Source organism: Nocardioides conyzicola, from assembly GCF_039543825.1.
Classification (GTDB): Bacteria; Actinomycetota; Actinomycetes; order Propionibacteriales; family Nocardioidaceae; genus Nocardioides; species Nocardioides conyzicola.
The window spans coordinates 293,243-313,524 of sequence record NZ_BAABKM010000004.1; the positions used below are offsets into that span (position 1 = coordinate 293,243).

Genomic DNA, 20,282 nt, shown 5'->3' on the forward strand with positions numbered 1-20,282 from the left:
CTCCTGACCTCGGCGCTCAGGTGGTCGGCAGGCGGCCGACGTCGAGCCGGTCCTTGTGCTCGCCCTGGTCGATGCACTCGTAGATGTGGATGGCACTGCCGTGGTTCACGACGGAGACGACGGAGCACAGCAGCTGGTTGAGGTCGGCCTGTCGGGTCGACAGGTCGGCCAGGTAGGTGTCCAGGTCGGTCGTGCTCGGCGACGACGGCAGCGTCGGCGTCGCCGTGAGGACCCCGAGCGCGGCGAAGGTCGCGGGGTCGACGAAGCAGACCCGCATCAGCACGTGGGCCGGGGCGTACCGGCGGGCGAACTCGGTCGCCTCCTCGCGCCGCCCCCAGGGCTCGAAGGTCTCGGTGAGCGGGACGAAGAGGGTCGCCGTGTAGGGCTCGCCGGTGATGGCCGCGCCCGGTGCCTGGTAGTGCTCCAGCAGGTAGGGCAGCTCCACCACGTCGGGCTCGAGCCCGAAGTAGAGCGCGAACCAGCTCAGGAACCCCCGCGGCGTGCCCCGCCGGCGCCACAGGCGAGCGGACCGGGCCAGCATCTCGCGGCGGCGGACCAGCCCGTCGACGTCGGTGCCCCAGCTGGCCGGGAAGGTGTAGCCGACCCAGCGCGCGACCTCGTCGTACGTCGCGAGGTAGGAGCCGAGCAGCGCGTCGCGACCGGCGTCCAGCGGGAGCGCGGTGGGCCAGCGCAGGGTCGCGTCCGGGCCGAGCCCCAGCATCAGGTCCTCGAGACGCTCCACGACGGCGTGGTTGAGCTCGTCGGCGAGGCCCAGGTAGGCGTCCACCTGGGCGTACGACGCCGCGTCCTCCTGGTAGATCGGCGGCAGCTGGGCGGCGAGCCGCGTGTAGTCGGCGCTACGCATCGGCGCACCTGCCCGTCAGCGAGAAGCGCACCCGCAGGCAGCGTCCGGGAGCGAGCACGGGTACGGCGTTGGGCGGGATCGGCAGGCTGCCGGCCGACTGCGGGACGAAGGTCGCGGTGACGTCGCCGGTGTCGACGAGCATCGCGAGCCGCTCGATGCCCCACACGTCGGGGTTGCCGACGATCGCGGCGACCACCTCGGTGAACCGCACCGGCTCCCCCGGCACCCAGCCGTCCGCCGGCTGCTCCAGCCGCGGCCACGGCCCGTCGACGTCACCGGTCGGGTCCGGCGCGCGGGTCTCCGGGCGACCGGCCAGGAAGAACGCCGCGATCCGGTCGCGGACGTCGGCGATCAGGGCGTCGGGGTCGACCCCGATGCCGGTCACCAGGGTCGCCTGGACGATCACGGCAGCGGTGTCGAGCAGGCTGGCGCCGACCTCGTCGCAGATGGTGCGCCGCGGCGGCAGCTCGTCGAGGTCGGCCGGCACCCGCCAGTCCGGGAACGGCGCGCGCACCTCCGGTCCGATCGCCACCGAGAGCACGTCACGGAGGAACTCCTGTGTCGCGGGCACCGTCAGCTGGCGGGGCTCGGAGTGCTCGACGACGAGGGTGATGGCGGCGGCGTGCTCGTCGACCTCGACGGCCGGGACGGCACCGGTGGGCAGGCCGTTCCAGGCGACGCCCTCGAGCCGCCCGGGGACGGCCCAGGCCCGGCGTACGTCGGGGTGCGCCCGCGCCCGGCGGGCGTAGTCCTCGGCGGTGACCGGCTCGCAGGTCAGCGCCTGCACCGGGTGCGGCGGCCAGACCGTGGTCCGCCCGTGGTCGTCCTCGAGCTGCTCGGGGAGCAGGCCCGGGGGCTGCGTGCCGGCGGCCATCGCCACGTCCAGCTCGTCGTCGGTGAGGTCCTCGGCGTCGAGGAGGTCCCGGACGCCGGACGCCGTGGCGGCGGTGACCGCCCGCACCTCGGCGAGCCGGGCGACCAGGGCGTCGCGGGACAGGCGGCGCCGCTCACGGCGTACGACGGCACGCACCTCGTCGTCCCACAGCGGCAGGTCGAGCGCGAGCTCGGCGGCCGCGCGGGCGTCGCGCACCTCCACGGTGCCACCGAGGCGGCGCTGGTCGGCCACCACGGCCGCGACCAGCTGGGCCTGCTCGTGGGCGACCTGGCGGACCAGGCGGCCGCGCATCAGGGCGACGACCGCGGCCCGGTCGTCGGCGTCGAAGACCGTCGACCACGGGGCACTGCCGAGCAGGGCGGTCGCGTCGCCGAGCGAGGCACTGGCCCGGACCCGGCGCTCGAGCACCCGGGCGGAGGTCGCGGACGCCGCGAGCGCGTCGGCGACCGCGGCCAGCGTCTCGACCGAGAAGGACCGGTCCCAGTGCCGCTCCGCGTCCGGCAGCCAGCCGGACACCTCCAGCGGCCAGGCGTCGTAGTGCCGCTCGGCCACCCGGTAGTGCAGGTCGGCGACGCCGAACGCCGCCGCCTCGGCGAGCGTGATGCCGGGGTCGGCGGCGTTGTGGTCGCTCCAGGCGGTCGGCACCAGGCGCGTCAGCACGTCGGCCATCCGGGCGCGCACGGTCTCCCAGTCGGCGTCCGGCGCGACGGGGACGAAGGGCGTGATGGGGGCGGGTGTGGTCGTCACAGCTGCTCCTCACAGGTCAGGGCGTGCGCTCCGGTGGAGCAGGTCAGGCCGCGGCAGGGGTCCACCTCGACCACGTCGACGACGGTGCCGCTGGCGTCCCGGAGCTCGAACGCGGTGACCACGTCGACGCTCGGCTGCTGCTCGAGGAAGGCGACCAGGCTGGAGGCGTAGAGCGACCGGCCCCACCGGGGAGCGCCGGTGGCGGTCGGGTGCAGCACACCCTCGATCGCGGCGCGGATCTCCTCCTGGCCGGTCAGCGCGGCGACCCCGCGGCGCAGCCGGATGGTGGCGGCGACGCTCACGGCGGCGTACCTGGGGCAGAGGACCGCGACCTGCGCGCCCACCGGGCTCAGCGGGGTGAGGACGTCGCCGATGCGGCCGATCAGGCTGACCGACGGCTTCGGCGCCGGGTCGTCGGGGCGGTCCGGGACGACCACCAGGCCGACCACCCCCGGCGCGTGACCGCCGTCGCGGTCGGTGTGCGGCAGGCAGAGCACGGCGGCGACCTCGGGGAAGGCGAGCGCGACGTGCTGCTCGTAGTCCCACGGCGCCAGCGCCCGGTCGCGGTGCCGGGTGCGCGCGGACGCGCGGGCGAGGTACGCCGGGTCCGCCTCGGGTCCGCGGCCGCGGACCGACGCCGGGTTGGTCACCTTCTTGACGCCGCGGATCGGCGCCAGGGTGCCCTTGATCGTGCCGGGCGGCAAGGCGGTGGCCGGGCTGGGGTCGGACCCGGGGTCGGCCGCCGCGGAGACGAACTCCGCGACGACGGCGTCGACGAGCACGGCGCGCACGGTGCCGAGGCGGTCGGGGGCCGCGGTGACGAGCCGGACCCAGCGCCCGGGACCGGACGCACCGACGTCGGTGCAGCCGTCCGCCCACCCGCGCGGCGCGACGAACCGGAGGAGCCCGGACTCACGCAGCTGGCGGGAGCCGTCGGCGACGGGCAGCGGGTGCCACCCGGTGCCGTCCCACCACTGCCAGCCGGCGTCGACCGGGTCGGTCGCCCCGCAGGGCGCGGCCGAGTCGACCTCGAGCCACACCGACACCGTCGACCCGGCGGCCGACTCCGGCAGCACCAGGCCGAGGGCTACCATCCCGGTCGCACCCTCGTCGGAGACGGCGCGCCGGAACGGCAGGTACGCCGTCAGCTGGGCGGGCTTCACGGTGTGCCGCCAGCCGCTGGTGGACTCGACGCGGCTCGCCGGCACCGGCCGGGTCGTGTAGCGCAGCGTGATGCTCGACGCGATCGGCGGCGACGGCGGCACCGGCATGACCGGGTCCGCGCCGCCGGCCGAGACGGCCTGGGTCGCGAACGCGGCGACGTCGCTCTGGTACTTCGTCCAGCCGAAGTCACCCTGGGCCAGGAACGCGCGGACGTAGTGGCCCTCCTGACCCGACACGACGGTCCGCTCGGAGCCGCCCACGTCGTCCTCGGAGACGCCGTCGAAGCGGCTGCTCGGGTCGCCGAACTGCTTCCACTGCCCGTCCTCGCGCCGCTGCCAGCGCACGCTCGGGGAGGTGGACGGCGACAGCAGCCCCAGGATGTGGTCGAAGTCGCCCTGCACCTGCGCCTTCTGCGGCGTGCTCAGCTTGCCGAGGGCGGTGCTGACGGCGCCCTGGATCTGCAGCGCGTAGAAGACGGGGATGCCGCTCCCCGCCAGCGACGGCTGCACGGCGGTGCCGCCGGACTGGAGCTCGCTGACCGCGATCGAGAGGTGGTCGACGTCCTTCGCGAAGGCCTCGTCGGAGCGCACGTAGAACGCATCCCCCCGCTTGGCCACCGCGCCGAACGGCTGGAACTCCTTGGCCACGTCGACCGCGCCGTCGTTGTAGTAGGCGGCCTCGGGGACGTACGCGGTCCGGTCGGCCACGGCGACCCGGACCCGGGTGAAGCCGAAGTCCTCGGGCAGCGGCGTGCTCGCGGGCACCGCCCACTCCAGCCAGGGGTCGCCGTCCGGGTGGCCGCAGTCCCCCGACAGCGACACCCGGACGGTCGTCCCGATGACGGCGGCCGGCGCCGGGCTCACCGACCCGTCGGCCCGCGAGTAGCGCCAGCCCTCGCCCGTCAGGCCGCTCGCCCCGGTGGCGTCGTCGAAGGTCAGGCTCGCCAGGAGGGCGCCGCCGGTGAAGGCGAGGGCCGGCGAGCTGATCCGGAGCACGTGCGGCGCGTCCGGCCCGTCGAGCGGGTCGAGGGGGAAGTCGGGTGCGGACGCGGCCACCCCGGGCAGCCCGTCGGGGTCGCCCCCGGGCGCGAGGCTCCGGACGCCGGCGAGGGCGGCACCGTGGGCGGTCAGGGCGTCGACGGTGGTGTAGCGGCGCTCGTTGCCGAAGGCGTCCTTGCCCCCGCGCAGCAGGGTGCCCCGGGCGACCACGGCGGGCGCGAGCTTGGGGTCGACGGTCACGTGGGCGACGACGCGGTCGGGGACGACGGGCAGCCGGGGTACGCCGAGGATCTCGGTCAGCCACGCCCGGTGTGCGGCGGCGGGCAGGGTGTCGAGGTGGTCGTCGAGGGCGGCGTACTCGTCGGCGAGGGCGATCAGCAGCGCGCGGTCCGGGCCGGTCGGGTCCAGCGTGTCCCCGGGCCCGAAGAGCACGTCGCGCCAGGTCCGGTGGCCGTCGAAGGCGGTCAGCTCCGCGGCGCCGGCGAGGTCGGCGAGGACCTGGGCGGGGGTCCGGCTCATGACTGGCCCACCAGGTAGAACGGCACGACCAGGCTGGTCGGGCGCCGGTGCCGGTCGATGCGGAACTCGATCGTGACGTCGACCTGCTCCTCGGCGGTGGCCGACGGCGCGGCGTCCACCGTGTCGACGATGACGCGGGGCTCACCGAGCACCAGGGCCCGGCGTACGTCGTCGGCGAGGCGGTGGCAGGAGTCGGCGGTGCGCGGCTCGAAGACGTAGCGGTCGACGCCCGCACCGAGGTCGGGGCGCATCACCCGACTGCCGACGGCGGTGCGCAGGAGGATGACCATCGCCTCCATCACATGCGCGGCGCCGTCGTTGGTCGCGACCGCGGCCGGGCCCTCCGGCTCGGCCGTCCACCGGGGCGGGAACGCCCAGCCGACACCGACCTGGGGGTAGTCGGCGTTCATGCGATGACCACCGTGGGGCTGCCGACGGCGACCGAGGCGCCGCAGCCGCAGGCGTCGCCGGCACGCAGCGCCGGCCGGCCGCCGATCATCACGGTGCCGGACCCGGCGGTGAAGGGCGTGGCCGGCGGGTGGGCGTTCGGGGGCGGGATCACGCAGGCGTGCATGTCGCCGAGCACCGCCGCCGGCTGGCCGGCGACGAGGACCGTGGCCACGCCGGGGCCGACGACGGTGCCGCCGTGGACCGTGGTGTCTCCTACCCGCGCTGCGCCTGGCATGTCGTCCTCCCGTCCGGTGTCAGTTGATGGTGATGAGCGAGCCCTTGAGGCCCAGCGAGCCCGAGGCCTTGAGGTCGAAGGTCGCCGAGCTCTCGAGCTTGGCGGTGCCGCTGGCCTTGCCCTCGAGGGTGAGGGCGTCGATCTTCACCGCGCCCGCGCTGGCGGTGAGCGTGATGTCGCCCTGCGCGGCGGTGAGCTCGATGCCGTCGGCGGAGATCCGGATCGCGTTGCCGGAGTCGGCGTGCGTCAGGACCACCTCGGAGTCGGTGTCGTTGAGCACGAGGCTGTGCCCCTTGCCGGTGGCGAGGGTGACGGCGGCCGAGCTGCCGTCCTCGAGCCGCAGCAGGTGCTGGTCGGGCGTGACGATGGTCCGCACGGCGTTGGTGCTCGCGTCCACGGCCTCGGGCGGCTGCTGGGTCCCGTTGTGCACGGAGCCGAGCACGAGCGCGGTCGACGGGTCACCGTCGACGAACGCCACGACGACCTCCTGGCCGACGGACGGCACCATCACGACGCCGTACCCGTCCCCCGCGTCGAGGCAGCAGAGACGGGCCCACACGCCGGCACCGTTGTCGGTCCGCCAGGGCAGCCGCACCTGGACGCGGTTGAGGGACTCGGGGTCGTCGAGCGACTCGACGACCCCGAGCACCGTCCCCCTCGACGGGTACGCCGGGCGCGCGCTGTCGCCGGGCGGGGTGAGCCGGGGCGGCGCCCCGACCTGGAACTCGGTCAGGTAGCGGCCCGCCGACAGCCGGTGCCGGCTGGCGCTGACGTAGTGCGGCCCGGACATCCGGGTGCCGACACCCTGGATCGACAGCCAGGAGTCGCACCGGAGCGCCGGGTCACCCTGGACGACGCCGGACCCGTGGTGGTGGGCGAGCGCCGCGCCGCGTTGGGCGGCCAGCGCGGCCGCGTCGGCGGCGTCGGCCGCGGCCATCGCGGGCGACTCGGTGCGCGCCGTGCGCAACGGCCAGCCGGCGTCGCCGACGGCCGCGTCGTGTGCCGGCCGGTCGCCGGTGGCGATGCCGGCGGCCGACGCGCTCTGCTCCGACTCGGCGGCCTCCAGGGAGTCGATGTCCCACGCGACGCCGACGGCGCCGTCGATCGCGTGGGTGAGGTCCTCGGTGAGCTCGAGCTCGACGACCGACCTGGTGTAGTCCAGCTGGATCGGGTCCTGCTGGGCGGCCGGCGGGCGCAGCACCAAGGTGTCGCCGCGGACGTAGGTGACCCAGCCGAGCTCCCCGGCCCGGGCCTTGAGCGCGTCCCAGTCGCTGACCCGGTCGGTCACGACCTGCTCGCGGGTGACGCCGTCCGCGGCGTCGGTGCCGAGCGAGTAGTCGGCCGCGATCGCCGAGGCCAGGTCGGCGTCCGACGCCTCGGCGAGCTGGCGCGAGCGCGGCGGGTGCTCGAGCAGGATCGACTTCGACCTCGCCTCGATCCGCAGCACCGGGCGGCCCGAGCGCGGGAAGTGGGTGGTCAGCGCGGCGATGACGCCCTCGAAGACGGTGGTGAGCTGGGCGTGGTAGCCGAGCGACACCGCGAGGGCGGCACCCGGCGTGAACGGGCCGCTGTCGCTGTGCCGCACGGTGCGGGTGTCGGCGTTCCAGTTCTGCACGAGCAGCGTGCACCGGCCGTGGCGGCCGACCTCCTCGTGGACGTCGATCTCGACCACGTCGGCGGCGTCCAGCGGCGCGATGGCCGAGCCGGCCACGCGGACCTCGAAGGCGGGACGGTCCGGCTCTGTCGTGGACTGGGTCATCACGCCACCGCCAGCGGAGGGAGCATCAGCAGCTGGCCGGTGACCAGGCCGCGCGGGTTGGCCAGCCGGTTGGCGGCCGCGAGCGGGCGCCAGTACGCCGGCGCGCCGTACACCTGCGCGGCGATGCCCTCGAGCGTCTCGCCGTCGCGGACCAGCCAGGTCTGGTAGAGGTCGGGCGAGGCAGGGCGGTCCTGGGCGGTGACCTCCTCCGGCGACAGCGCCTCCTTGAGCGACAGCTTCACGGTGGCGCGCAGCGGCTCGCCCGAGCGGTCGAAGAGCTTGTAGGTGACGTCGGCCTGGGTGAGGATCCCGCGGAAGCTGAAGCGGCCCCAGTAGGCGTGCACGTAGTAGGGCTGGTGGGTGTCGCCCTGGAACTTGGTGAGCGCCAGCAGCGCGTCGAGCGTGTCGCCGACCGGGCCGGGCTCGCCGACGACCCCGGTCCCATCGAGGAGCAGGTCGAGCTGCACCTGGTCGGGCTCACCGCCGCTGAAGGACTGCTGCGGCGCGGACGTCCCGGCCGACTGGGTGGCCTCGTAGTTGTTCTTGCGCGAGAAGGACAGCTCGGTCGGGTTGAGCAGGGCCCGCCACTGGATGCCGGCGGGCTTCTCGAACTTCAGGTCCGTGTAGGCGTCGATGGTGAGCTTGGTGAGCTGGGTGGCGGTGAGGTTCATCGGTCCCACTCCCGTCGCAGCACCTCGAGCACCCGCTCCACGGCCCGTCGTACGACGAGGTCGAGGTCGGTGTCCGGGGTCGCTCCCCCGCCCGCGGCCGGCTGCGGCTCGGTGGGCCGCAGCACGGTCTCGGTGATGATCTCGCCGATCACGACGGCCATCTCAGAACACCTTCTTCAAGGTCAGCCCGTGGTGGGCGATCTCGATGGCCTCGATGGCGACCGCGGCCGCCTGGGCGTCCAGGTCGGGGCCGGTCAGCTTGACCGGCCAGCCCCGGGTGAAGGCCCAGACGCGGACCGGCGCGAGCACCCCCTCGACCGTGCTCATCAGCACGACCGTGCCGTCGCGCGGCGCGACCAGGCCGGTGACGTGGAACTCGTAGAACCACTCCCACAGCTCCTGGGTCGGACCCGCCCCCTGGTTGAGGACCAGGTTGGGGAATGTCGCGCGGCTGGGGAACCGGTGGGCGAAGCGGTTCTCGCCGCCCTCCTGGTACTCCTCCACGCTCACCTCGCCGGCCAGGCCGGTGCACTTCGAGAAGTTCACCGAGGCCAGGCCGTCGATGGCCAGCACGAACCGCGCCGTGGTGTACGGCGAGACGAGCGGCGAGGCGAGCGCGGGCAGCAGGGACATGGTCAGGAGACCTCGATCGCGATGCCCTCGCAGGCGAACTCGACGGACTCGATCGCCACGTCGGTACCGGTCGACTTCAGGCCGGGGCCCTCGAGCTTGACCGGCCAGGCCTCCTTGATCTTCCAGGTCATCACCGGGGCGCGCTCCTCGTTGAGGAGGCTCACGGTGACGTCGCGCCGGTCGGCGGCGCCGACGGTCACGGCGTTGAACCACTCGAAGAGCCCGTTGCCGGAGTCGCGCGGCGCGATGCCGCGCTTGGCGGTGATGTTGGAGAACTTCTTGAGGCCGGGCTGCTTGTGGGTGGACAGCTGCGGGTCCGCGCCGCCGCGGTACTCCACGACCTCGGACTCCATGGTGAGGCCGCTGACCTCGGAGAAGTTGGAGGTCTGCTGCTGGTCACCCCAGCTCACCGTGAAGTTCAGCGTCGTCATCGGGTAGACGGTCATGTCGGTTCCTTCGCTCTCGTGGTCGCCGTTACTCGGACAGGCGCTTGTGGCTGAAGCGGAAGACCACGAACTCCGCCGGCTTGGCGGGGGCGATCGCGACCTCGGTGATGATCAGGCCGAGGTCGATGTCCGTCTCGGTCATGGTTTCGCCGAGCCCGACCCGGACCCGGTAGGCCTGCTCGGGCTTGGTGCCCGCGAGGGCGCCCGCGCGCCACTGCTGGTCGAGGAAGTTCTCGATCGACACCTTCACCCGGATCCAGGTCTGGGCCGTGTTGGGCTCGAAGACGACCCACTGGGTGGCCCGGTCGACCGACGTCTCGATCATGTTGAAGAGCCGCCGCACGTTGACGTAGCGCCAGGTGGCGTCGTCGGTGGCGTTGCGCGCGCCCCACAGGCGGGTGCCGCGGCCCGGGAAGGCCCGGATCAGGTTGACGCCGTTGGGGTTGAGCGCGTCCTGCCGGCGCTGCGTGTAGGCCTGGGTCAGCCCCACGATGCCGGTCATCGTCTCGTTGCCGGGCGCCTTGTGGACGCCGCGCAACCGGTCGGTGCGGGCGAAGACGCCGGCCACGAACCCGGACGCGGGCACGACCTCGAAGCGGTCCGACGACTCGGGCACCAGGTTGACGATCTTGAGGTGCGGGCCGTACGTCGCGGCGTACGTCGACGACAGGTTGGTGTTGCGCCAGTCCAGCAGGTCCTCGTCCTCGTCGGCGTCGAAGTCCGGCGGGTCGATGATGGCGAAGCGCCGGAAGTTCTCGCAGTGCGTGACCACCTGGCCGACCAGGTCGGCCGTGAGCAGCGGATCGCCGAGGTTCAGGGCGTCGGGGCACAGCACCATCGCCGGCTCCGGCACCGCCTCGAGCTGGGTCAGCCCGTTGCGGAAGTCGGCGTTGGTCGGAGCGCGGTCGCTGCCGACCTGCCCGGCCTCGACGTAGTACGGCGCCGCCGCGAGCGAGACCGCAGGTGCGGCCGGCGGTCGCGGCGCGACCGTGACGTAGGCCGACACGTCGTTGACCACGTCGTCCTTGGCGAAGTACGACGGGTGCGACTCGTCCAGCGAGAGCCCCCCGATCTGCTCGACCGGGATGCCGTCCTGGGAGACGGTGAGCTGGAAGCGCGACGACCGCACCGAGGCGGACTCCACGGCGTACAGCCCGAACCGGGTCTGGTTCAACGGCGAGACGGCGGTCGCTGCGGCGAAGCGCAGCACGTAGGTGTCGCCGCCCTGCTCCTCGACCGCGGTGATCGGCGCGTACGTCGTACCGATGCCCAACCGGTCGCCGACGCGCGGCTTGACCGCGCTGCGCACGGCGATGCCCGCGTCGGCGGTCGCCTGGAGCACGAAGGTCGCGGTCGTGTAGGTGTCGGCGGGAGCCGGGGCCGGCGCCAGCGTGAAGCCGGTGGCCGTCCGGGTGGCGGTGACGTCCGGTCCGGTCCCGCTGAAGAGGATCGCGGCACCGGTGGGCAGGAAGCCGTACGCCGCGAGCGCGTCGCTCTCCTGGAGGCCGGTCAGCGACAGGCCGGTGTCGGTCAGCCGCACCGCCGAGACGGCCGCCTCGACGGTCACCGGGCCGCTGGGCGGCGAGGTCGTGCCGACCACCTCGAACCGGTTGCCGCCGACCCAGCTCGCCGAGCGGCCGTCGGTCGTCGTGATCCGGCCTACCTCGCGCCCGGCATTGCCGGGACCGAGGTCGTCGGCGTTGGGCGCCGTCAGCGGCCGGTCGAAGACCAGCGCCGACAGCGCGATGTTGGTCCGCAGCGGCGGTCCGCCGGCGGGCGGGCCGGCGACGGTGGCGACGGCCCGGTACGTCGTCCGCCGCTGGACGAAGGCGGCGCCGGGCACGGCGGCACCGAGCCCGGCGTCGAGCGTGAGCGTGGCCCCGCTGCCGGCGGCGGCGACGCCGGTCACGACGGCGCCGGTGCGGGTGCCGTTGGGCGCCGTGGCGACCACGACGTCGCCGACCTTGAAGCCGCCGGTGTTGGCGAGCACCAGGGTGGTCGCGCCGTTGGCGGCGGCGGTGGCCACCACGGAGCCTGCGGCCATCGAGGCGGCGCCGGAGGCCGACACCGTCACGGTCGTGGGGGTCAGCGACGCCACGGTCGCGGCGACGGGCGCGGAGATCGCGCCGCTGGCCGGGATCGGGACGAGCACCAGGCTGTCGCCCGGCTTGAGGCCGGCGGTCGAGCCCACCGTGAGCTCGTGGGTGCCGGCGCTGGTCACGGCGACGGTCGCGCCGGAGGTGGTGGCGCGGTAGAAGGTGCCGGTCGCCGCTCCCTCGTCGGGGGCGACGCCGACGCTCAGCCCGCTGCTCCAGGCCCCCGGCGTGAGCGCCGTGACCGCGAAGCTCGCGGCCCCGGACACGTCCCGCACGGTCCAGGTGGACGCGGTCGACGGGTCGACCCGGACCACCCAGGCCGCCGGCCCGCCGTTCTCGAAGAAGCCGAAGACCGACTCACCGGTGAAGCCGCGCGACGACGGCGCCCCGAAGGTGCGGACGTAGTCGGCCCAGCTGGTGACGCGGGTCGGGTCGAGCACCGGCCCCTTGCGGGTGGTCCCGAGGATGGCCATGACGCTGGTCGGCGCGGCGGCGATCGGTTGGGGTCCCGACGGGACCTCCTCGATGTACACCCCTGGTGATAGGTAGGTCACGATGGCCTCCTCGGCTCGTGGTCAGGCGGTGTCGACCAGCCGGATGCTGGTCGCGCTGGACGTGAAGTCCATGGACAGGGTTCGCAGCGGGTTGCCGTCGACCAGCAGCTCGCAGGGGGTCAGCGCGGCCGTCCAGACGACGGCAGCCGACGTGTAGGTCCCGGGGTCCCCCTCGGTGAGGGAGACCGTCGGTCGCGGCGTGGGGCCGCTGGTCGCGCGGGCGACCACGGTGCGCCCCGTCCGGGGAGCGCCGGTGGACGGCGTGGAGAGGCGGGCGACGAGCGTCATCGGCACCGGGTCGACGGCGACGTCGACCACCTCGTCGGCGCCGTCGAGGTCGACCAGGGTGGTCCGGCCGGCCAGGTCGAGGACGGTCCCCCAGCGAGCGTCGTCCAGGGTCACCTCCAGCACGGGCTCCGCAGCCGGCTGGGGTACGCCGTCGCGCGAGGTCACGACGAGACCACCGGTCACCGGTCGGACGGCCCAGCCGTGCGGGTGCGGGTCGAGCCGGCCGCGCACCGGGCCCAACGGCGTACCGGTGGAGGCGTGCAGCAGCCGGACCACGTGCCGCAGGCGGGTAGTCGTCGTGGCGACCGGAGTGGTGCTCACGGCGCACCCACGTAGTCGAGCCGGTGCTCGCGCACCCGGCCGGCGCCCTCGCGCTCGAGGACCGGCACGGGCGCGACGTCGACGTCGTAGAAGAGCGCCAGCCGGCCGGACCGCCCGAGCGCGCCCCAGATCTGGTTGCGCCGGTCGTGGTCGGCCGGTGCCAAGCGCACCGTCAGCGACTCGACCTGGTCCGCGAGGGGCGGCTGCAGGTCGGACGCCCGGAGGATCGGGGTCGTGTGGAAGGCCTGGACCACTCGGGCCAGGCGGCGCTGGGCCTCGTCGTGGACGCCCCAGTAGGTGACCAGGTAGTGCAGCCGCAGCGCGAGCGGCGGCCGGACGAGACCGGCGATCCCCTCGACCAGCGGCGCGTTGCGCAGGTGCTCGTGCTCCTCGACGGCCAGCAGCGCGAGGATGCCCTTGCTGTCGGTGGGTGGGGAGGTCTCGCCCTGCGAGAGCGAGTGCTGCAGCACCCACGGCGCGAGGTCCGGCGTGGCCTGGTGGATGACGTCGACGAGCGCGTCGGAGACCTCGGCGATCACGGACGCTCCCACCGTCGCGGGGCGACGCCACCGGCGTCGAGGCGTGCCTCGACGACCTGCTCCACCTCGGCGAACGAGCCCACGTACTTCTCCTCATCGGTCTCGAGGTCACGGACCCGCCCCCGCACCACGACCGGGAGGCTCTCGACCTCGCGGGGTTCGACCCATAGATCGAGGAGGAACCGGAACCGCCGTGCTGGCTGCGTCACACTCGTGACCCTTCTCTCGGGGGAGACGCTGCTCCCCCGCAGTCACCGACCGGTCACCGTCCCCGCCGCGCCCGCTCACCGCCCGCTCACCGACCGCTCACCATCGCCGAGTCGGCGCCAGATCACCCGCGAGTCGGCGCCAGATGACCCCGCTCAGGCGAGGTGGTGCAGCCGGTCGAGCGCGCGATCGACGCTCGCGGCGAGGCGCTGCACCTCGCGGCGGGCGCGCTCGAGCTCGGAGACGAGCTCGTCCAGGCCGGCGACGGGGCCGCGGGCGTCATCGTGCAGGTAGCGGGAGTACGCCGCGAGCGTCTCCGGCATCGGGTCGGCCCCGAGCTGCTCGACGAGCAGCTGGCGACAACGCTCGAACTGGCGCTCGACGAGGTCGGTGCGCCCGGCCGCGCCGTACGCGTGCATCAGGTGGCGGTGGACGTCCTCGCGCAGCGGCTCGTGCTCGAGCGCCATCTCGCCGTACCGGGTGACGGCGTCGAGGTCCCCGCGCCCGCCGTGGTGCTGGACGAGGTGGTCGAGGGCGGTGAGGTAGAGGTTCTCGAGCCGGTAGCGGTCGGCGAGCACCCACTCGTCGTGGCACTCCTCGACCAGGGCGCCGCGGTGCAGCTCGACGGCGCGCTCCAGGCTGTCCACCTCGGCGGGAGTGAGCTCCTCAGGGCGGCGCCGGAGCGCGGACGCGACGAGGCGCTCGAAGACCGAGGTGTCGATGGTGACGTCGACGGCGGTGCTGAAGGCCAGGCGCCGCGCGTCGCCGCCGGCCACGATGTCGACGCCGGTGGACGCACGGACCTCCGACTTGAGCCGCCACAGCGCGGTGTTGAGGCGCCGGCGGGCGGCGGGCTCCGAGCAGTCGGCGAAGAGCTGCGCGGCCGCGACCGCGCGCGGCCGGCCCTCCTGCGGCGCGAGCGCGAGGTAGGCGCACAACAGCGTCGAGCTGGGCGAGAGGGCCACCGGCACCTCACCGGCGACCAGCGTCGGGGAACCCAGCAGGTTCAACGACAACGCCATGTCCGACACCGCAGCTCCCTCCCGAGTGGAGTGGTCCGACGATCGACCGTATTGCGCGCCGGCGGACGGCTGCCATAGCCCCGATGGGCTGGTCGGGGTGGCGTCAGGCGTTCGCCGGCGGCACCAGGCCGCGGAGGTGTACGACGAAGCCGGGGTTGGTCAGCGCCCACGGCCCGCGCGCCGCGCGTACCGAGTCGATCGCCTGGTCCGGCGTCCGTCCGAGCTTGACCAGCGCGCTGGCGACGACCAGACCCGAGCGGTTGAGACCACCTGAGCACCGCACCAGCACCCGGCGCCCCTCGCCGACCGCCTCGGCGACCCGGTCCGCCACCTCGGCGACCCGCGTCGCCGTCACGGGGTCGATCGCCGCGTCGGCCAGGCGGAGCACGACGTGCTCGACGCCCTCCGCGGGCCCGTAGCCGTCGCGGGTCGCGAGGCTGATGACCAGGTCGAACTCGTCATCGACGACGCACGCCGTACCCGACTGCGACCGCACGTCGTGGCCGCCCTGGAAGAGTCCGGGCGCCACCTCGCTCCACGGCTCGTCGCACAACGGCATCGAGGTCGCCCGGCCGGTCCCCCGGCACGCCGCGCAGTCCGGCATCGACGCCGGCTCGGCGTAGCAGGAGTGGCAGAGCACGGCCGCAACCTACCCGCCCGCCGGTCTGGACCGTTGCCTCGCGGACCCCCGCGGCTGTCCTACCGTTCGGAGTCGCGCCCGCGTGGGCGCCCGAGGAAGGGGCTCCCGTGCCACGTCGTACCGCTCTCCGCACCCTGGTCGTCGCCGTCGTGGCCGGCCTCGTCGGAGGGCTGTTGCTCGCAGCGCCGACCTCGCAGGCGGCGCGTCCGGGCACGCTCACGGGCCTGGGATGCATCGGCGACCTCGTCGACGGCGCGGACACCGACCTCAACACCTGCACCGCCGGCGACGAGCACATCGCCGGCACCGGCGTCCCGGTCGTCAACGCCGCCGAGACGGTCGTCTACGTCAGCAACTACGACGAGGACACGGTCACCTGGTACGCCCGCGCCGCCAACGGCTCGCTGACCCCTCGGGGCTGCATCGCCGACGCCCCCGCGCCTGCGGGCTGCGCCGAGGCGCAGGGGCTCGAGTACGTGTGGGGCATCCGGCTGAGCACCGACGGCAAGCAGCTCTACGCCGCGAGCATGGGGGACGACGCCGTGGTCCGGTTGAACGTCGCCGCCGACGGCTCGCTCAGCGACGGCGGCTGCCTCAGCGCCCCGAGCGGCCCGTGCGCCACGACCTCGCCGTGGCTGGCCGAGCCGTACTCGGTCGACGTGAGCGAGGACGGCAAGGACGTGTACGTCGGGACCTGGCGCCCGGGCGGCGGGGTCGTCCAGCTGCGGCGGTCCACGTCGGGCGCTCTCACCGCGACGTCCTGCGTCGCCGCCGACGCCTCGGACGGCTGCACCGCCGCGGCCGGCGCCACCCAGGTGACCTGGCTCGACGCCAGCGCCGACGGCCGGTCCGTCTACGCGACCAGCCAGACCGGCGCGGTCGCGATGCTCAAGCGCAACCCGTCCACCGGGCGACTGACCAGCCAGGGCTGCGTGGGCGACAGCGAGGTGTCAGCAGACCTCGCGCTCGGCTGCGGCACCGAGGTGCCGGCCATCGCCGGCGCCCTGGGCGTCGTCGCCTCCGGCGACGGCTCGTCGGTCTACGTCGTCTCCGGCACGGACCACACCCTGACCCACCTGCACCGTGCCACGAACGGCACGCTGACCGACGGTGGCTGCGTGCAGGACGTCGGCACCGAGAGCGGCTGCTCGCAGTCGACCGAGGGGCTCAACCAGGTCGCATTCGTCACCATCGACTCCGACGACGACCAGGTGCTGACCGGCTCGGTCGGCGACAACGCTGTCACGAGCTTCAACCGGGCTGCCGACGGCGCCCCCTCTGCGGTGGGATGCATCGCCGACTCCGACGAGAGCGACACGACCTGCGCGAGCACGACGGAGGGACTCAACGGGAGCTACGCGCTCACCGTCTCCCCCGACGGCCGCAACGTGTACGTCGGCGGATGGAGCGACCACGCCCTCGCGCTGCTCAAGCGGCAGGTCGCCGCCCCGGCAGTCGCGCTGACGGCCACCAGGAAGCAGCCGCTCGCCCAGCTCCGGGCGACGTTGCGCTCGGACGCGCGGGCGGTCACCCGGATCACCGGCACCGCCGACGCGACGTACCGCGTCAAGGTGGGCAAGAAGGTCCGCACCAAGCACACGAGGTTCGCGCTGCGGCCGGCGCGGGTCGTGCTGCTGCCGGCCACCACCGTGCCGGCCAGGCTCCAGGTAAAGAAGTCCGCGGCCCTGCGCAAGCTGCTCGCGCACGGGGCCAAGGTGACGCTCACCCTCACGGCCACCACCACGAACGACGGCGGTCGGGTGACCAGGAAGGCGACCGTCAGGGTCAGCCGCTGATCGGCCCTCTCCCCCACTTGTCGGCACAAGTGCTTGAATCTGGGCTGTGACCCTGCCCACCGCGCGTCCGGCCCCGACCGCACTGCGACGCGTCGACCGGGCGGTGAGCGAGTACGGCGACGCCGGGTCGGCCTGGCTGGCCGCGATGTGGCAGGCGGACCCCCTGGCCGACGCGGTGGTCAACGACCCGACGGGCAGGGGTGCCGCGCGGACGGTGCGCACCCTGATGACGGAGGGACTGGCCGCCGTCACCGACCCGGAGCCGTCCGTGGGCGCGCTGCTCGAGCAGCTCACCGAGGAGCCCGCGTGGCTCGACCGCGACCGGTTGGACCGCGCGAGCGACGTGCTCGTGCGCTACAGCGCCCAGTGGGGGCTGGTGCTGGGAGCTGCCTCGTTGCTCGCCGGCGCCGACAACTGGATCGCCGCCAAGCCGCTGCTGCTGACGGGCCGCTACGGCCAGCAGCCCGCCGTCCGCTCCATCGAGGTCGGCTCGTGGCTCTCCCAGGTCGTCGCACCGGGCGGCATGGCGATCGACGCGCCCGGCTTCCAGCACACGGTGCGCGTCCGGATGATCCACGCGCACGTCCGCAAGCACATCCGCACCCACGCCGAGTGGGACGAGGAGGCGTGGGGCGTCCCGATCCCCCAGCCCTACATGGCGTTCACGCTCGCCGAGTTCGGGCACATCTCGCTCGCTGCGATGGTCTCCCTCGGCGTGCGGCTGCGGGACGACGAGCTCGCCGACATCTACCACCTGTGGCGCTACGTCGGGCACGTGATCGGCGTCGACCCGGCGCTCAACCCGGTCGACGAGGCCGACCAGGTCCGGATCGAGGAGCTCTACCACCTCACCTCCCCCGGGCCGGACCAGTACAGCCAGGAGTTTTGCCGAGCCCTCACCGAGGACTACCTCGCACCGCAGCTCGCCACCATGCTCCGCGGACCGGCGCGCTTCCGCGAGGACGTCGCCCGGCGCGCGATGTACGGCATGTCGCGGGTCTTCCTCGGGGACGAGGCGGCGGACGCCCTCGGCGTACCGGACGGCGCGGCGAAGCACGTGGTCCGCGCCGTACGCCCGGTGCTGTTCGGCCTCGACCAGGCCCGCCTGCGCGTGCTCGGCCGCGACCGGGTCACCGCCCGCGGCTATGCGGCGCGCGACGTCGAGATGGCCCGGCTCAAGGCGGAGAACGGCATGACGCACGACCTGGTCGACGCCGTACCCGGTGCCGTCGGCGCCAGCGGCTGACCTACGTCGCGACCGGCGTCGTGCGGAGGGTCTGTAACGCCTGCGCCTCCGCCAACGCTTCAGACAGCAGGAGACATCACTGCTCGGAGGAGTCCTCGTGCGACTGATCGGCATGGCCACCGGCCTGCTCACCACGCTCGCGCTTGTCGCTGTGCCGACCGCAGTGGCGGCCGACACGGGGGTCGCGGCCTCGAGCGCCTCGCACCGAGCGGCGGCGAAACCACGCATCACGGCGTCAGCCGCCGTCCCCGGACGCGGCGGCTTCGTGCACGCTGCGGCGACCAGGAGCGGGAAGTTCCTGTTCATCAGCGGACCCCGCGGGCTGACGAAGTACCGCATCACCCCTCACCGAATCGTCCGGCTCGGCACCGCACCGCAGCTCGCTCAGCTCCACCCCACGCCGCATCCGTTCGTGCTGCATGCCAACGGCGAGTTCGCCTACATGCCGCACGAGGTCGGCGACCACGTCGTCCTGCGGGTCATCGACCTCCGGCGCGACACCCCCCGTCTCGTGCGGAGCGTGCGCGTGCCGTCGGCGACCTACTTCACCGACGTCGCCATCAGCCCGCGACGGGGCCGGTTCCTCTACGTCCTCGTCGAGGGCGGGATCCGCAGGTTCCAGCTGGAGGTGCCGGGCTTCCCCGAGTACGCCGACCGGGCACCGATCGACGGCAGACGTCTGGCGGTGCGACCGCCCCTGGGCAACGAGCTGGCGGTCGGCGACACGTCGTCGGAGACCACCCCCGACGGCGAGGTCCTGCGCTCCAGGCTGTCGGGCCACGAGACCGACGACGCCGCGCTGACGACCGTGGCCGAGGCCCCGTTGACGGTCGCGGGACGCGAGGACGAGGACCTCGTGGTCCTGGACCTCATGTTCTCGCCACGAGGGGCCTCGATCTACGTCACGCTCCTGGGTCAGCCGTCCGCGTGCGAGGGCGAGTGCGGGGAGCTGGACCGGACGAGCATCCTGCGCTTTCGTACCAGTGGCGGGCTGGCGCCGAAGGAGGTCATCACCGCGAAGCACGAGTTCGCCCTCGAGGGCATGAACGCGAAAGGCACGCGCCTCTACGGGATCGAGCCGGCGACCACCTGGCCGTCTAACCGCGACGCGACGGTGGTCTGGTACGACGCCCACCTGCGCAGGGAGCACCGCCTCACCGGCTTCCGAGCCGCCGAGACCCTGACGGTCTCCCAGCGCGGCGACACGCGCAACCTCGTCTACGTGGTCTACGGCAAGGGCAAGGGCCTGCGCGTCAGCTCGGTCCGCGTCCCCTGACGCCGCCCGCCCCGGTCAGCGCCTCGACGTCGCTGGGACGTCCTGGACGCTCTGGACGCCGGCGAGCAGCGCCAGCCGGAAACGGCTCTCGTCCTCCGTGCCGGGGGCAGCGGTCATCACGACGATCTTGAGGTCGGCCTCGCCGTCGGTAAGGGTGTCGCAGTCGATGGCGATGGGTCCGACGGCCGGGTGGTGGACGACCTTGCGGTCCTCGCGGTGTGCGCTGACCGTGCCCTCGACCCACAGCTCGGCGAAGCGGGCGTTGCCGGCCAGCAGGCTGCGGACCACGTGCGCCAGTCGCGGGTCGTCGGGGAAGCGTCCGGTGGCGCGACGCAGGTCGGAGGCCACGGCGGCCTCGGTGTGGGCCTGGTCCTGGACGACGACCAGCCACTGAGCGACCGCCGGGCCGTCGGCTGCGAGGGGAAAGACGCACCGGGCGAAGTTCCGCACCGGAACCGGGACCCTGGCAGGGTCTCCGAGGAGGGCCGCCCAGTTGCGGTTCCACCAGACCAGCTGCCAGTCGGCAGCGAAGACGGCGACCGCCGCGTCACCCAAGCGGGACAGCAGCCGGTGGACACTGGGAGTGAGGTGGTCCGAGACCCGGCCGCTGTCGGGGGGCACGAGCGAAGCCAACCGGAACAGGTGGTCCCGCTCTGCGGTGCTCAGCTGCAGGGCCCGGGCCAGCGCGGCGACGACCTGGGCCGACGGAGTCGTGGCACGGCCCTGCTCCAGCCGGACGACGTAGTCGACCGAGACTCCGGCCAGCTCGGCCAGCTCCTCGCGACGCAGCCCGGTGGTCCGCCGGCCGTGCCGGGCCGGAAGCCCCGCGTCGGACGGTGCGAGCCGGTCGCGCCACGCACGGATGGTGGAGCCCAGGGCATTCGTCGCCGTCATCGCTCCATCATCCCTCGCGAC

20 protein-coding genes are annotated in these 20,282 nt (G+C 73.9%); 3 read left to right on the top strand and 17 right to left on the bottom strand.

What is annotated here, in order from left to right; all coding sequences use genetic code 11:
* Positions 1-16: 16 nt before the first annotated feature.
* The 16 genes from ABEA34_RS21175 to ABEA34_RS21250 all read right to left on the bottom strand — a co-directional run bounded on the left by ABEA34_RS21175 (position 17) and on the right by ABEA34_RS21250 (position 15,049).
* Complete coding sequence (locus tag ABEA34_RS21175; protein ID WP_345523642.1) at positions 17-865, bottom strand: hypothetical protein; 849 nt, start codon at positions 863-865, stop codon at positions 17-19.
* A complete protein-coding gene (locus ABEA34_RS21180; RefSeq protein ID WP_345523644.1) occupies positions 858-2,507 on the bottom strand; it encodes a hypothetical protein in 1,650 nt (549 codons plus the stop codon). The genes ABEA34_RS21175 and ABEA34_RS21180 overlap by 8 nt, the downstream gene beginning before the upstream one ends.
* Positions 2,504-5,188, bottom strand: a complete 2,685-nt coding sequence (locus tag ABEA34_RS21185; RefSeq protein WP_345523646.1) for a baseplate J/gp47 family protein — start codon at positions 5,186-5,188, stop codon at positions 2,504-2,506. The genes ABEA34_RS21180 and ABEA34_RS21185 overlap by 4 nt, the downstream gene beginning before the upstream one ends.
* Positions 5,185-5,598, bottom strand: a complete 414-nt coding sequence (locus ABEA34_RS21190) for a GPW/gp25 family protein (RefSeq protein WP_345523648.1) — start codon at positions 5,596-5,598, stop codon at positions 5,185-5,187. The genes ABEA34_RS21185 and ABEA34_RS21190 overlap by 4 nt, the downstream gene beginning before the upstream one ends.
* Positions 5,595-5,873, bottom strand: a complete 279-nt coding sequence (locus ABEA34_RS21195; RefSeq protein WP_345523649.1) for a PAAR domain-containing protein — start codon at positions 5,871-5,873, stop codon at positions 5,595-5,597. Before ABEA34_RS21195 ends, ABEA34_RS21190 begins: the two co-directional genes overlap by 4 nt.
* A gap of 19 nt (positions 5,874-5,892) precedes the next feature.
* Positions 5,893-7,632 (bottom strand): phage baseplate assembly protein V, encoded by a 1,740-nt coding sequence (locus tag ABEA34_RS21200; RefSeq protein WP_345523650.1) that lies wholly within the window; start codon positions 7,630-7,632, stop codon positions 5,893-5,895.
* Positions 7,632-8,303 carry a CIS tube protein gene (locus tag ABEA34_RS21205; RefSeq protein ID WP_345523651.1) on the bottom strand — a complete coding sequence of 224 codons (672 nt, stop codon included), beginning with the start codon at positions 8,301-8,303 and terminating at the stop codon, positions 7,632-7,634. The genes ABEA34_RS21200 and ABEA34_RS21205 overlap by 1 nt, the downstream gene beginning before the upstream one ends.
* Positions 8,300-8,464 carry a hypothetical protein gene (locus ABEA34_RS21210; RefSeq protein WP_345523652.1) on the bottom strand — a complete coding sequence of 55 codons (165 nt, stop codon included), beginning with the start codon at positions 8,462-8,464 and terminating at the stop codon, positions 8,300-8,302. The genes ABEA34_RS21205 and ABEA34_RS21210 overlap by 4 nt, the downstream gene beginning before the upstream one ends.
* Before the next feature lies 1 nt (position 8,465).
* On the bottom strand, positions 8,466-8,936 hold the full coding sequence (locus tag ABEA34_RS21215) for a phage tail protein (RefSeq protein ID WP_345523653.1): 471 nt from the start codon (positions 8,934-8,936) through the stop codon (positions 8,466-8,468).
* A 2-nt stretch (positions 8,937-8,938) separates the two neighbouring features.
* Positions 8,939-9,382, bottom strand: coding sequence for a phage tail protein (locus ABEA34_RS21220; protein WP_345523654.1), 444 nt, complete (start codon positions 9,380-9,382; stop codon positions 8,939-8,941).
* Positions 9,383-9,410: 28 nt separating this feature from the next.
* On the bottom strand, positions 9,411-12,032 hold the full coding sequence (locus ABEA34_RS21225; protein ID WP_345523655.1) for a phage tail sheath subtilisin-like domain-containing protein: 2,622 nt from the start codon (positions 12,030-12,032) through the stop codon (positions 9,411-9,413).
* Positions 12,033-12,053: 21 nt separating this feature from the next.
* Complete coding sequence (locus tag ABEA34_RS21230) at positions 12,054-12,641, bottom strand: hypothetical protein (RefSeq protein WP_345523656.1); 588 nt, start codon at positions 12,639-12,641, stop codon at positions 12,054-12,056.
* Complete coding sequence (locus ABEA34_RS21235) at positions 12,638-13,180, bottom strand: Pvc16 family protein (protein WP_345523657.1); 543 nt, start codon at positions 13,178-13,180, stop codon at positions 12,638-12,640. The genes ABEA34_RS21230 and ABEA34_RS21235 overlap by 4 nt, the downstream gene beginning before the upstream one ends.
* Positions 13,177-13,389: a hypothetical protein gene (locus ABEA34_RS21240; protein ID WP_345523658.1), complete on the bottom strand. Its 213-nt coding sequence runs from the start codon at positions 13,387-13,389 to the stop codon at positions 13,177-13,179. Before ABEA34_RS21240 ends, ABEA34_RS21235 begins: the two co-directional genes overlap by 4 nt.
* A gap of 153 nt (positions 13,390-13,542) precedes the next feature.
* Positions 13,543-14,409, bottom strand: coding sequence for an AfsR/SARP family transcriptional regulator (locus tag ABEA34_RS21245; protein ID WP_345523659.1), 867 nt, complete (start codon positions 14,407-14,409; stop codon positions 13,543-13,545).
* Between the two features lie 103 nt (positions 14,410-14,512).
* A complete protein-coding gene (locus ABEA34_RS21250; RefSeq protein ID WP_345523660.1) occupies positions 14,513-15,049 on the bottom strand; it encodes a protein-tyrosine phosphatase family protein in 537 nt (178 codons plus the stop codon).
* Between the two features lie 107 nt (positions 15,050-15,156).
* On the opposite strand from ABEA34_RS21250, the gene ABEA34_RS21255 reads away from it, so the two are divergent.
* The 3 genes from ABEA34_RS21255 (at position 15,157) to ABEA34_RS21265 (ending at position 19,367) form a co-directional block, all read left to right on the top strand.
* Positions 15,157-16,845, top strand: a complete 1,689-nt coding sequence (locus tag ABEA34_RS21255) for a lactonase family protein (RefSeq protein WP_345523661.1) — start codon at positions 15,157-15,159, stop codon at positions 16,843-16,845.
* Between the two features lie 46 nt (positions 16,846-16,891).
* On the top strand, positions 16,892-18,091 hold the full coding sequence (locus ABEA34_RS21260) for an oxygenase MpaB family protein (protein ID WP_345523662.1): 1,200 nt from the start codon (positions 16,892-16,894) through the stop codon (positions 18,089-18,091).
* 97 nt (positions 18,092-18,188) lie between these two features.
* Positions 18,189-19,367, top strand: coding sequence for a hypothetical protein (locus ABEA34_RS21265; protein ID WP_345523663.1), 1,179 nt, complete (start codon positions 18,189-18,191; stop codon positions 19,365-19,367).
* A gap of 15 nt (positions 19,368-19,382) precedes the next feature.
* On the opposite strand, the gene ABEA34_RS21270 is transcribed toward ABEA34_RS21265, so the two are convergent.
* Positions 19,383-20,261: a helix-turn-helix transcriptional regulator gene (locus ABEA34_RS21270; protein WP_345523664.1), complete on the bottom strand. Its 879-nt coding sequence runs from the start codon at positions 20,259-20,261 to the stop codon at positions 19,383-19,385.
* Positions 20,262-20,282 lie beyond the last annotated feature (21 nt).